Annotated in this window: 11 protein-coding genes; 6 read left to right on the top strand and 5 right to left on the bottom strand. The window is 64.0% G+C overall.

The genetic code is table 11. The features are described 5' to 3' along the window. Window positions 1–193: 193 nt before the first annotated feature. Window positions 194–346 (bottom strand): hypothetical protein, encoded by a 153-nt coding sequence (locus tag KU43P_RS17790; RefSeq protein ID WP_317658748.1) that lies wholly within the window; start codon window positions 344–346, stop codon window positions 194–196. 190 nt (window positions 347–536) lie between these two features. On the opposite strand from KU43P_RS17790, the gene hydA reads away from it, so the two are divergent. From hydA to preA, 3 genes are all read left to right on the top strand, one after another. Beyond that, the gene (gene hydA / locus KU43P_RS17795; protein WP_317658749.1) at window positions 537–1,976 is read left to right on the top strand and encodes a dihydropyrimidinase; all 1,440 of its coding nucleotides are present in this window, start codon (window positions 537–539) and stop codon (window positions 1,974–1,976) included. 143 nt (window positions 1,977–2,119) lie between these two features. Beyond that, window positions 2,120–3,487, top strand: a complete 1,368-nt coding sequence (locus KU43P_RS17800) for an NAD(P)-dependent oxidoreductase (RefSeq protein ID WP_317658750.1) — start codon at window positions 2,120–2,122, stop codon at window positions 3,485–3,487. Further along, the gene (gene preA, locus KU43P_RS17805) at window positions 3,487–4,761 is read left to right on the top strand and encodes an NAD-dependent dihydropyrimidine dehydrogenase subunit PreA (RefSeq protein ID WP_317658751.1); all 1,275 of its coding nucleotides are present in this window, start codon (window positions 3,487–3,489) and stop codon (window positions 4,759–4,761) included. The genes KU43P_RS17800 and preA overlap by 1 nt, the downstream gene beginning before the upstream one ends. A gap of 222 nt (window positions 4,762–4,983) precedes the next feature. On the opposite strand, the gene KU43P_RS17810 is transcribed toward preA, so the two are convergent. Then, window positions 4,984–5,604: a TetR/AcrR family transcriptional regulator gene (locus KU43P_RS17810; RefSeq protein WP_317658752.1), complete on the bottom strand. Its 621-nt coding sequence runs from the start codon at window positions 5,602–5,604 to the stop codon at window positions 4,984–4,986. Window positions 5,605–5,772: 168 nt separating this feature from the next. Between KU43P_RS17810 and KU43P_RS17815 the strand changes: the two genes are divergently transcribed. Next, entirely contained in the window at window positions 5,773–6,045 is a 273-nt protein-coding gene (locus tag KU43P_RS17815) for an HU family DNA-binding protein (protein WP_317658753.1), read from the top strand. A 4-nt stretch (window positions 6,046–6,049) separates the two neighbouring features. On the opposite strand, the gene KU43P_RS17820 is transcribed toward KU43P_RS17815, so the two are convergent. From KU43P_RS17820 to gnd, 3 genes are all read right to left on the bottom strand, one after another. Next, window positions 6,050–7,846, bottom strand: a complete 1,797-nt coding sequence (locus KU43P_RS17820) for a glycoside hydrolase family 15 protein (protein WP_317658755.1) — start codon at window positions 7,844–7,846, stop codon at window positions 6,050–6,052. Between the two features lie 114 nt (window positions 7,847–7,960). After that, window positions 7,961–9,466, bottom strand: a complete 1,506-nt coding sequence (gene zwf, locus KU43P_RS17825; protein WP_317658756.1) for a glucose-6-phosphate dehydrogenase — start codon at window positions 9,464–9,466, stop codon at window positions 7,961–7,963. Further along, window positions 9,463–10,446: a phosphogluconate dehydrogenase (NAD(+)-dependent, decarboxylating) gene (gene gnd, locus KU43P_RS17830; RefSeq protein ID WP_317658757.1), complete on the bottom strand. Its 984-nt coding sequence runs from the start codon at window positions 10,444–10,446 to the stop codon at window positions 9,463–9,465. The genes zwf and gnd overlap by 4 nt, the downstream gene beginning before the upstream one ends. Window positions 10,447–10,650: 204 nt before the next feature. Here gnd and KU43P_RS17835 point away from each other — a divergent pair, with 204 nt between their 5' ends. Together KU43P_RS17835 and KU43P_RS17840 are read left to right on the top strand one after the other, a co-directional pair. Further along, a complete protein-coding gene (locus KU43P_RS17835; protein ID WP_317658758.1) occupies window positions 10,651–10,818 on the top strand; it encodes a DUF6026 family protein in 168 nt (55 codons plus the stop codon). A 152-nt stretch (window positions 10,819–10,970) separates the two neighbouring features. Then, a complete protein-coding gene (locus KU43P_RS17840; RefSeq protein ID WP_317658759.1) occupies window positions 10,971–11,429 on the top strand; it encodes an SgcJ/EcaC family oxidoreductase in 459 nt (152 codons plus the stop codon). Window positions 11,430–11,863 lie beyond the last annotated feature (434 nt).

Here is an 11,863-nt window from a genome sequence, read left to right on the forward strand (position 1 = left end):
TCCGGCCCGGCCTGGCGGTTGGGCCCTACTCAAATTGCGTGCCGGGTTGGCCTGGGCCTGCCCCGCTGGCCGCCGCCGACCGGAGGTAATCAACTGATCTGCAAGGCTTTCAACTGCGCCCGGCGAAGGCACACAGAGACCTTCGCCGGGTACTCATGCCGCTCTGGGCCGGCCCTGGCCCCCACACCACGTTTCAACTTGGTGCAGCCTGGTTTTTCAGCGGCGCCGCCAGCGCCTCGAGGCCAGGATTCAAGCAGCTGATTTTGCATGGAAAATCTTGACCAATTTGGCTTCTTGTCAAGTGCGTCAAAATGGTGAAAGGCCTCACCATTTTGGTGATTTTCATAAAATATCGTTAATTATCAATTGCTTAATCTAGTTATAAGCTCATGAAAATATTTCTTGAAGAATTCAAAATCAGCAACTAGATTCCAATCTTGTCAGCACTGACAGGATTAAAGTTCATTCTCCGGTCACTGGCACATAACAATTTCAAGAACCGGCAAAAAGACCGGTCAGCCTGCGAGGAAGACGGCATGTCCCTGTTGATCCGTGGCGCCACCGTGGTCACCCACGAAGAGAGCTATCCCGCTGATGTCTTGTGTGTCGATGGCCAGATCCGCGCCATTGGCAAAGACCTCGACCCCCCTACCGATTGCGAAATCCTCGACGGCAGCGGCCAGTACCTGATGCCCGGCGGCATCGACCCGCATACCCACATGCAACTGCCCTTCATGGGCACCGTGGCCAGCGAGGACTTCTTCAGCGGCACCGCCGCAGGGCTGGCGGGCGGCACCACCTCGATCATCGACTTCGTCATCCCCAACCCGCAGCAGTCGCTGCTCGAGGCCTTCCACACCTGGCGCGGCTGGGCACAGAAGAGCGCATCCGACTACGGCTTCCACGTGGCCATCACCTGGTGGAGCGAGCAGGTGGCTGAAGAGATGGGCGAGCTGGTCAACCAGCACGGGGTCAACAGCTTCAAGCACTTCATGGCCTACAAGAACGCCATCATGGCCGCCGACGACACGCTGGTGGCCAGCTTCGAGCGCTGCCTGCAACTGGGCGCGGTGCCCACCGTGCATGCCGAGAACGGCGAACTGGTCTATCACCTGCAACAGAAACTGCTGGCACAGGGCATGACCGGCCCGGAGGCGCACCCGCTGTCGCGCCCCTCGCAGGTCGAAGGCGAAGCCGCCAGCCGTGCCATCCGCATCGCCGAAACCATTGGCACACCGCTGTACGTGGTGCACATCTCCAGCCGCGAAGCGCTGGACGAAATCAGCTACGCCCGGGCCAAGGGCCAGCCGGTGTACGGTGAAGTGCTGCCCGGCCACCTACTGATCGACGACAGTGTCTACCGCCACCCGGACTGGTCCACTGCCGCCGGTTACGTGATGAGCCCACCGTTCCGCCCACGCGAACACCAAGAGGCGCTGTGGCGCGGCCTGCAGTCGGGCAACCTGCACACCACCGCCACCGACCACTGCTGCTTCTGCGCCGAACAGAAAGCCATGGGCCGCAACGATTTCAGCCGCATCCCCAACGGCACGGCCGGTATCGAAGACCGCATGGCGGTGCTGTGGGATGCCGGAGTCAACAGCGGGCGCCTGTCGATGCATGAATTCGTCGCGCTGACCTCCACCAACACTGCGAAGATCTTCAACCTGTTCCCGCGCAAGGGCGCCATCCGCGTCGGTGCCGACGCCGACCTGGTGCTGTGGGATCCACAGGGCACGCGCACGATCTCGGCGCAGACCCACCACCAGCGCGTCGACTTCAACATATTCGAAGGCCGCACCGTGCGCGGCATCCCCAGCCACACCATCAGCCAGGGCCGTGTGGTCTGGGCCGATGGCGACCTGCGCGCGGAGCCGGGCGCAGGGCGTTACGTGGAGCGCCCCGCCTACCCCTCGGTGTACGAGGTATTGGGCCGGCGCGCCGAGCAGCAGCGCCCGACGCCCGTTCAGCGCTGAGGCCATCGCCGGCAAGCCAGCTCCCACAGGGATAGCACTGCGCTCAAGGACATCGCTGTCCCTGTGTGGGAGCCGGCTTGCCGGCGATTGGGGCGCACAGCGCCCCACCCCAAGCCCCATATAAAAAAAGAGAGGCTACAACCGTGATCGACGCCCTGAACCACTTGCCGCGCCCCCGCGCCGGCAACGACGCGCTGGCCGAGCAATTCAGCGACCTCGCCCCGCCCCTCACCGCCCGCCAGGCCGCGGTGGAAAGCGCCCGTTGCCTGTACTGCTACGACGCCCCCTGCGTGAACGCTTGCCCGAGCGAAATCGACATCCCCTCGTTCATCCACCGCATCAGCGACGAAAACCTGCAAGGCGCCGCCGAGCGCATTCTCTCGGCCAACATCCTCGGTGGTAGTTGTGCCCGCGTGTGCCCCACCGAGATCCTTTGCCAGCAGGCCTGCGTGCGCAACAACGCCCAGGAATGCGCCCCGGTGCTGATCGGCCAGTTGCAGCGCTATGCCCTGGACAACGCCGGTTTCACCGAACACCCGTTCCAGCGCTCGCCCGCCACCGGCAAGCGCATCGCGGTGGTCGGTGCCGGCCCGGCCGGGTTGTCCTGCGCCCATCGCCTGGCCATGCACGGCCATGACGTGGTGGTGTTCGAGGCCAGTGAAAAAGCCGGCGGCCTCAACGAATACGGCATCGCCCGCTACAAGCTGGTGGATGACTTCGCCCAGCGCGAGGTGGACTTCCTGCTGGGCATCGGCGGCATCGAAATCCGTCACGGCCAGCGCCTGGGCGACAACCTCGGCCTTGCCGAGTTGCGCGACCAGTACGACGCGGTGTTCCTCGGCCTGGGCCTGAATGCCGTGCGCCAGCTCGGCCTTGCCGACGAACAAGCGCCGGGCCTGCTCGCCGCCACCGACTACATTCGCGAGCTGCGCCAGGCCGACGACCTCACGCAATTGCCCCTGGCCGACCGCTGCCTGGTCATCGGCGCGGGTAACACCGCCATCGACATGGCCGTGCAGATGAGCCGCCTGGGCGCGCGTGACGTCAACCTGGTGTACCGCCGCGGCCACGCCGACATGGGCGCCACCGGCCACGAGCAGGACATCGCCAAGGCCAACCAGGTACGCCTGCACACCTGGGCCCGCCCCGACGCAGTGCTGCTGGACGAAGGCGGCAAGGTGCGCGGCATGCGCTTCGCCCGCACGGCACTTGCCGACGGCCGCCTGCGCGACACCGGGGAAACCTTCGAACTGGCCGCCGACGCGATCTTCAAGGCCATCGGCCAACGCTTCGACGAGCAGAGCTTGAGCGACCCCACGGCCGCGCAACTGGCCCGCGACGGCGAGCGCATCCGCGTCGACGCCAGCCTGCGTACCAGCCTGGCGGGCGTGTACGCCGGGGGTGACTGCACCAGCCTGGGCCAGGATCTCACCGTTCAAGCCGTGCAACATGGCAAGCTGGCCGCCGAAGCCATCCATGCCCAACTCATGCTCAATGTGGAGGCAGCGTAATGGCCGACTTGTCTATCGTATTCGCCGGCATCAAGGCGCCCAACCCATTCTGGCTGGCCTCCGCGCCGCCGACCGACAAAGCCTACAACGTGGTCCGCGCCTTCGAGGCGGGCTGGGGTGGCGTGGTCTGGAAAACCCTCGGCGAAGACCCGGCCGCGGTCAACGTGTCGTCGCGCTACTCGGCGCACTACGGCGCCAATCGGCAGGTGCAGGGCATCAATAACATCGAGCTGATCACCGACCGCTCGCTGGAGATCAACCTGCGTGAAATCACTCAGGTGAAGAAGGACTGGCCCGACCGGGCGCTGATCGTGTCGCTGATGGTGCCGTGCGTCGAGGAATCGTGGAAGTTCATCCTGCCACTGGTGGAGACCACCGGTGCCGATGGCATCGAACTGAACTTCGGCTGCCCCCATGGCATGCCCGAGCGCGGCATGGGCGCGGCGGTGGGCCAGGTGCCGGAGTACGTGGAAATGGTCACCCGCTGGTGCAAGCTGCATTGCAGCCTGCCGGTGATCGTCAAGCTCACGCCCAACATCACCGACATCCGCCAGTCGGCCCGTGCGGCGCATCGTGGCGGAGCGGATGCGGTGTCGCTGATCAACACCATCAACTCGATCACCAGCGTCGACCTCGACCGCATGGTCGCCCACCCGATCGTCGGCGATCAGAGTACCCACGGTGGCTACTGCGGCTCGGCGGTAAAACCCATCGCCCTGAACATGGTCGCCGAGATCGCTCGTGACCCGGAAACCCGTGGCCTGCCCATCTGCGGCATCGGCGGGATCGGCAACTGGCGCGATGCTGCCGAGTTCATCGCGCTGGGCAGTGGCGCGGTGCAGGTGTGCACGGCGGCGATGCTGCATGGCTTTCGCATCGTCGAAGACATGAAGGATGGCCTGGCGCGCTGGATGGACCAGCACGGGCACCGCAACCTGGAGGCCTTCCAGGGGCAGGCGGTGGCGCATACCACCGACTGGAAGTACCTGGACATCAACTACAAGTCGGTGGCGCAGATCGACCAGGCGGCGTGCATTGGTTGCGGGCGTTGCCATATTGCCTGCGAGGACACGTCGCACCAGGCCATTGCCAGCACGCTGAAGGCGGACGGGACCCATGCCTATAGCGTGATCGAGGACGAGTGTGTGGGCTGCAACCTGTGCCAGATCACCTGCCCGGTGGAGAACTGCATCGAGATGGTGGCCCAGGATACCGGGAAGCCTTATCTGAACTGGACGCAGGATCCGCGTAATCCCTACCGCGAAGCGAGCTGAGGCAGTACCGGCCTCATCGCCGGCAAGCCGGCTCCCACAAGGTTCAGCGCAGCCCTGTAGGAGCCGGCTTGCCGGCGATTGGGCTGCAACGCAGCCCTGTAGGAGCCGGCTTGCCGGCGATTGGGCTGCAACGCAGCCCTGTGGGAGCCGGCTTGCCGGCGATTGGGCTGCAGCGCAGCCCTGTGGGAGCCGGCTTGCCGGCGATTGGGCTGCAACGCAGCCCTAAGGCTCCAACCCGATCCCCCGCAGGATCACGCTGGTCACCGTCTGCACCGCCCGCTCGAACGCAGGATCCGATAGCGCGTCACCGCCGTTGAGCACTGCGACCTGATAGCCAAAGTCGGCATAGTGCTGGGTCGATGCCCAGATCATGTATAACAACGCCGAAGGCTCCACCGGCAGAATCCGCCCCTCCTCCACCCAGCGCCGAATCTTGTCTTCCTTGAGCTTGGCCCAGGGCACCAGGCTTTCATCCAGGCTCACGCCCAGCACCGGCGCGCCATGCAGCATCTCTTCGGCCCAGATCTTCGAGCCCAGCGGGCGTGACCGGGAGTGGCCCATCTTGGCGCGGATGTAACTGGTCAGCACCACCCGCGGGTCATCGAAGTTCTCGAAGCACAGGGCGTCCTGCTTCCACACATCCAGCAGGTCCTGCAGCACCGCGCGGAACAGGTCGTCCTTGGTGCTGAAGTAGTAATGCAGATTGGAACGCGGCAGCTCGGCCTGCTCGGCGATATCGCCCATGGAGGTGGCACCGAAACCCTTTTCGGCAAACACCTTTTCGGCGGCCTGCAGAATCTTCTCTACATTGCGCCGACGAATCTCGATCTTGTGGTTGGCCATGGCCTGTCCAAAACGCCTGAAACCTGTCAAGGCTAACAGCTTTGCAACGCCGCGGACCTGATATTTTTGCCAGTTGCGCACGCTCCGGCCCAGCCCCGACACTCAGTGCACCGCGCCAGCCTGCACGCAGGCCGACGAGGCTTCGCCCCCCACTGTAAGGATGATCTGATGAACAAAAAGCAACTGATCAATGACATCGCCAAGCGGGCCGAGATGACCCGTGTCGAAGCGGGATTTGTGCTCAACGAGTTTCTTGATGCCGTTGCCAGCGCGCTAATCGCTGGCGAAAGGATCTCCCTGGTAGGCTTCGGCCAGTTCACCGTGAACCACGTGCCCAAACGGCAGGGGCGCAACCCTCAGACCGGCAAGAAGATCACGATTGCCGCGCGCAACAAACCGGTGTTCAAACCCGGCAAAAAGTTGAAAGAAGCGGTCCGGTAAGCCCTTACCCGCTGCTCGCCCGATCCCGCGCCGGGCACTGCGCCCGGTGCAGGTTCAACGCCGTGTTGATGATGCCGATGTGGCTGAACGCCTGCGGATAATTACCCAGCATGCGCTGCCCGGCCGGGTCGTACTGCTCGGCCAGCAGGCCCAGGTCATTGCACAGCCCGGTCAGCATCTCGTACAGCGCCTGCGCCTGCTGCTGGCGCCCCAGCAACACGTAGACATCGGCCAACCAGAACGAACACACCAGGAACGTGCCCTCCCCCGGCGTGAGCCCGTCACTGCAACTGTCGCTGTCGTAGCGCAACAGCAAGCCGTTCTTCAGCAAGCGTTGCTCGATCTGCTCCAAAGTGCGCAAAAAGCGCGGGTCCTGCGCCGGCAGGAAGCCGGTCAGGGCAATTTGCAGCAGGCTCGCATCCAGCTCGCTCGAACCGTAAGCCTGGACGAAAAAGGCCCCGCTGGCGTCCAGCCCCTGAGCGCAGACCTCACGGTGGATCTCGTCGGCCACCTGGCGGTAATGGCGGCCGCGCTCGCGGTCTTCCTCGGTGGTGTCGGCCAGCCCCGCCGCACGGTCGAAGGCGACCCAGGCCATGACTTTGGAGTGCACGAAATGCTGGCGACCACCGCGCACTTCCCACAGACCTTCGTCCGGCTCGCGCCAGATGCTTTCCACATAGGGCAGGATCAGCCGGGCGATCGCGGCGCTGCGCGGCAGGCGTGGCAGGCCGCCTTTGATTGCCTGGGTCATGGCGTCGGCCAATTCACCGTAGATGTCCAGCTGCCGCTGCTGCGAAGCGGCGTTGCCGACCCGCACCGGTTGCGAGTGTTCGTAGCCCGCCAGCCACGGCAAGGTGTATTCCTGCAGGTCGCGCTCCCCTGCCAGGCCGTACATGATCTGCATCTGCTCGGGGTTGCCCGCCACCGAACGCAGCAGCCACTCGCGCCAGGCCTGGGCTTCGTCGAAGTAGCCCAGGTTCATGAACGCCAGCAGGGTCATGGTGGCGTCGCGCAGCCAGCAAAAGCGGTAGTCCCAGTTGCGCTCGCCGCCTACGCGCTCGGGCAGCGAGGTGGTGACCGCCGCGACGATACCGCCGGTGGGGGCGTAGGTCATGGCTTTCAGGGTCAGCAACGAACGCCGCACCAGGTCGGTGTATGGACCGACGTCCGGGCAGCGGGCAGCGAACGCCTGCCAGTGGTCAATGGTATGCGCCAGGGCCTGGTCGATGTCGCAATCCGGTTGCACTGGCAGGTGCGAGGGCTGGTGGCGCAGGCTGAACACGTGGCGCTCGCCCACACCAACGCGAAAGCGCGCGACCGTGTGGTGGTCGCGGGCGTGGGACGGCACGCTGCTGCACAGGATCAGCCGGTCGGGCCCGGCCACGGCGCTGAGGGTCAAGGGGTCGAGTTTTTCTACCCAGGGGACGCTGCGGCCGTAATCGAAGCGCATCACCAGGTCCATTTCGAAACAGGTTTCGCCGGACAGGCCCTCGACGATACGCACCACCGAGTTGACGTCATCCAACGGCATGAAATCGAGCACACGGGCGCGGCCGCTGGCGGTGACCCAGAGGGTCTCCAGTACCAGGGTGTCATCGAGGTAGCTGCGGCTGCTGTGCTCGACCGGGTCGCTGGGGGCCAGGCGCCAGCGGCCGTTTTCCTCGTTGCCCAGCAGCGCGGCGAACACCGCGGGGGCGTCGAAGCGCGGCAGGCACAGCCAGTCCAGGGAGCCGTCGCGGCTGATCAGGGCGGCGCTGCGGCAGTTACCGAGCAGGGCGTAATCTTCGATATGGGCGGGCATCGGGTCTCCTGTTTGTTGTGTGCCTGCAATGGCCCTATCGCCGGCAAGCCGGCGCCCATAAGGGCCGCAGAGGACCCTGTGGGAGCCGGCTTGCCGGCGATGAGGCCGGTACAGTCACCCCAGTTTGTGCCATTCACGCTTGTCCCGGGTCAGCAGTTCATCCCCGGCTTCTGGCCCATCCTCACCCGCCGGGTACTCGTGTACCTCGCCATCCTGGGCCCAGGCATCGAGAAACGGCTGCACCGCACGCCAGCCGTTCTCGATGTTGTCGGCGCGCTGGAACAAGGTCTGGTCGCCGGTCAGGCAGTCGTAGATCAAGGTCTCGTAGCCGGTCGCCGGGGTCATCTTGAAGAAGTCCTTGTAGGCAAAGCCGAGCTCGACGTTCTCCATCACCAGCTCAGGCCCCGGCCGCTTGGCCTGCAGGTCGAACCACATGCCCTCGTTGGGCTGGATCTGGATCTTCAGGTAATTGGGCTTGGGCCGTTCCAGCTCCGACTCGCGGAACTGCGCATAGGGCGCGGGCTTGAAGCAGATGGCGATTTCGGTGTCGCGCACGCTCATGCGCTTGCCGGTGCGCAGGTAGAACGGCACCCCGGCCCAGCGCCAGTTGTCGATCATCACCTTGAGGGCAACGTAGGTTTCGGTGCGGCTGTCAGGCGCGACCTTGTCCTCTTCACGGTAACCCGGCAGGCGCTTGCGGCCCTGCTTACCCGCCGTGTACTGGCCACGCACGGAATTTCTCAGGGCCATCTTCGCCGACCAGGGGCGGATGGCACCGATGACCTTGGCCTTCTCCCCGCGCACGGCATCGGCGCCGAAGGCGGCCGGCGGCTCCATGGCGACCATCGCCAGCAATTGGAACAGGTGGTTGGGCACCATGTCGCGCAGGGCACCAGTGTTGTCGTAGAACGCGCCGCGGGTCTCGACGCCAACCGTTTCGGCCGCGGTGATCTGTACATGGTCGATGTAATGGTTGTTCCAGAACGATTCGAACAGCCCGTTGGAGAACCGGCTGACCAGGATGTTCTGCACCGTTTCCTTGCCCAGGTAATGGTCGATGCGGTAGATCTGCCGCTCGCTCATCACCTTCAGCAGGCAGGCGTTGAGGGCCTCGGCGCTGGCCAGGTCGGTGCCGAAGGGTTTCTCCACCACCACCCGGCGAAAACCGCCGCCGGACTCATCCAGCAAGCCCGCCTCACCCAGGCGTTGGGCCACTTCGGGGAAAAACCGTGGCGAGGTGGCCAGGTAGAAAATCGCATTGCCATGGCTGGTCTTGTCGATGCGTTTGGCCAGGGCGGCGTAGGTGGCCGGGTCGAGGAAGTCGCCGGTTTGGTAGTCCAGGCTCTTGGCCAGGCGCGCCCACAGCTTCTCATCCAGGCATTTGCTGGCCCCCTCGCCGCCTTTGTCGCGTTCGAGCATGAACCCATGCAGGCGCTCGGCAAATGCCTCGGCCGTGGCGGCGTTGTGGTCGACTCCGACGATGCGCAGGTTGCGGTCGAGCAAGCCGTCACGGCTGAGGTTGTACAGCGCCGGCATCAGCAGGCGCTTGACCAGGTCGCCATTGGCGCCAAAGAGGAACAGAGTGCAGGGCGGAGCCGTTGGAATGGTCTGTTTAGTCATGCGTCTTTCTTCTCGACATGGCCACCGAAGCCCAGGCGCATGGCCGAGAGGATCTTGTCGCCATAGGTGCCCTGCTGCTGGCGCGAGCGGAAGCGTGCAAACAATGCACTGGACAGCACCGGTACCGGCACGGCCTGTTCGACGGCGGCGTCGATGGTCCAGCGGCCTTCGCCACTGTCGGACACCGAGCCACTGAACTTGGCCAGCTGCGGGTCGGCCACCAGGGCATCGGCGGTAAGGTCGAGCAACCAGGAGGTGACCACGCTGCCGCGGCGCCACACCTCGGCGATCTCTGCCACGTTGAGGTCGAAGCGCTGGTCTTCGGGCAGCTCCGTACCGCCTTTGCTGCGCAACAGGTCGAAGCCCTCGGCATAGGCCTGCATCAGGCCGTACTCGATACCGTTGTGCACCATCTTCACATAGTGCCCGGCGCCGGGCGGGCCGGCATGAATATAACCATGCTCGGCGCGCTGGTGCTCACCGGTGAGGCCTTGGGTGCGGGGGATATCGCCAACGCCCGGTGCCAGCGACTTGAACAGCGGTTCCAGGCGCTCGAACACGTCCTTCTCGCCGCCGATCATCATGCAGTAGCCGCGCTCCAGGCCCCAGACGCCGCCGGAAGTGCCGACATCCAGGTAATGCAGCCCGCGCCCGGCCAGTTCGCTCGCCCGGCGCATGTCGTCCTTGTAGAAGGTGTTGCCGCCGTCGATGATCGCATCGCCCGGCTCCAGCAGCTCGGCCAGTTGCGCGATGGTCTGCTCGGTGGGCTCGCCCGCCGGCAGCATCACCCACACCGCACGCGGCGCCTTCAGCTTCTGTACCAGCGCACCCAGGTCGTGGGCACCCTGGGCGCCCTCGCCCTCCAATGCCACGATGGCCTCACGGTTGCGGTCGTTGACCACCGTGCGGTGGCCGGCGCGCATCAGGCGCCTTGCGATATTGCCGCCCATGCGGCCCAGCCCGACGATTCCCAGTTGCATGAGCCGATGCTCCCCTTTCTAGAATGGATGACAACGCAGTTCAGCTTCACAGATTAGTCCAGCGTGCGGCCCAGGGGTTCAGCGACGAACGGCGAGACAACGTCAAACAAAAAAGTTCCCAAGGGCAGCGAAAGAATTCAGAATGCGCGCCGCATGAAGCGACTACGCTTTAACTGTCACCAGCCAAAACTGCGAGGTGTATTCATGGGTACCTTGATGCCTGCCACCCCAACCCAGACACTTTACGTCTCCGTGCGCCGTGATGAGCTGCGTAAGTTGAAGGACGAACGCGACCAGTTGCGCCAACAGGTCGCTCAGTTGCACATGCTGCTGGAACAGGCGCGTTCCGGCGACAAATCCGTCAGCTTCTGACGCCTTTCTGGCGTGGGGGCGTCATCGCTCCCACCCTGCACGTTATACAAACACCGCTCTGCCCAAGGGATCTCCGATAGTTCCGTGCCGGGGCGCTTTATACAGTAGCCACCGTCAAGGGCCCGCACAGGTGCCCGCACCACGGAGCTACCATGAACCTCGCGAAACACTGCCTGCCCTTGGCCTTGCTCGGCCTCGCCATGCTACCCCTGCACGCTGCCGCCCAAAGTTGCCAGACCGTTACCGAACAGCAAGCCCTGGCCCTGTTCGAAACGTGGAATGACAGCCTCAGGAGTGGCGACCCAAAGCAGGTTGCCCAGCTCTACCAGCACGACGCTTTGCTGTTGCCCACGGTGTCGAAGCAGCCACGCCTGACCCAGCAGGAACGTATCGACTATTTCGAGCACTTCCTGGCTGATGAACCCAGCGGCACGCTCGACAGCCACCACTTTCAAGCCGCCTGCAACACGGCTACTTTGGCGGGTCTATATACCTTCGAATTCGCAGGGAGTGGCAAGCGGGTTGCGGCGCGTTACAGCTTTACCTATGGCTGGGATGGCCAGCAATGGCTGATCAGGCACCACCACTCTTCGCTATTGCCTTCGAGTTGAACGAGGGGAATTCGGGGGTGCATGCCGGGAGTTTTTTGTCGGTTTGGAGATCGAGCGCCGCCCGCGCGGCGCATCGCGGATGAATCCGCTCCTACATTTATTGCAACGTACCTATTTCTGATAGGCCATGGTCGCCGGCCTTGTCTGTACGGCGCGATATCGTAGCGCCCCGTATCGGAGCAACACCTGGACCTAACTGCTGCAAAATGATGCACAACTGCGCGGCTCATTTACTCCATTTTCACCCCCACTCACATCCCGTCACACACGCCAACGTTTGCGTCTAGCCCGCGTCATAACGAAAGTGACCAGTGGGTCACCTTTTTATCTCCAGCTCTCCTACACTGGGTTTTCGGCCCGCCATTTGCTCAGGGAAGATGCGACAGAAAAAAGTCGAACTTTTGCAAACAGTGGCGGGTCAGCAACATAAGTAG

Source organism: Pseudomonas sp. KU43P, from assembly GCF_033095865.1.
Classification (GTDB): Bacteria; Pseudomonadota; Gammaproteobacteria; order Pseudomonadales; family Pseudomonadaceae; genus Aquipseudomonas.

Excerpts from the sequence above, each read along its gene's own strand:
- KU43P_RS17815 (WP_317658753.1), top strand. The coding sequence starts at position 5,773 with ATGAACAAAAAGCAACTGATCAATGACATCGCCAAGCGGGCCGAGATG.
- KU43P_RS17840 (WP_317658759.1), top strand. The coding sequence starts at position 10,971 with ATGAACCTCGCGAAACACTGCCTGCCCTTGGCCTTGCTCGGCCTCGCC.
- KU43P_RS17820 (WP_317658755.1), bottom strand. The coding sequence starts at position 7,846 with ATGCCCGCCCATATCGAAGATTACGCCCTGCTCGGTAACTGCCGCAGC.
- KU43P_RS17790 (WP_317658748.1), bottom strand. The coding sequence starts at position 346 with ATGAAAATCACCAAAATGGTGAGGCCTTTCACCATTTTGACGCACTTG.
- KU43P_RS17835 (WP_317658758.1), top strand. The coding sequence starts at position 10,651 with ATGGGTACCTTGATGCCTGCCACCCCAACCCAGACACTTTACGTCTCC.
- zwf (WP_317658756.1), bottom strand. The coding sequence starts at position 9,466 with ATGACTAAACAGACCATTCCAACGGCTCCGCCCTGCACTCTGTTCCTC.
- hydA (WP_317658749.1), top strand. The coding sequence starts at position 537 with ATGTCCCTGTTGATCCGTGGCGCCACCGTGGTCACCCACGAAGAGAGC.
- gnd (WP_317658757.1), bottom strand. The coding sequence starts at position 10,446 with ATGCAACTGGGAATCGTCGGGCTGGGCCGCATGGGCGGCAATATCGCA.
- KU43P_RS17810 (WP_317658752.1), bottom strand. The coding sequence starts at position 5,604 with ATGGCCAACCACAAGATCGAGATTCGTCGGCGCAATGTAGAGAAGATT.
- preA (WP_317658751.1), top strand. The coding sequence starts at position 3,487 with ATGGCCGACTTGTCTATCGTATTCGCCGGCATCAAGGCGCCCAACCCA.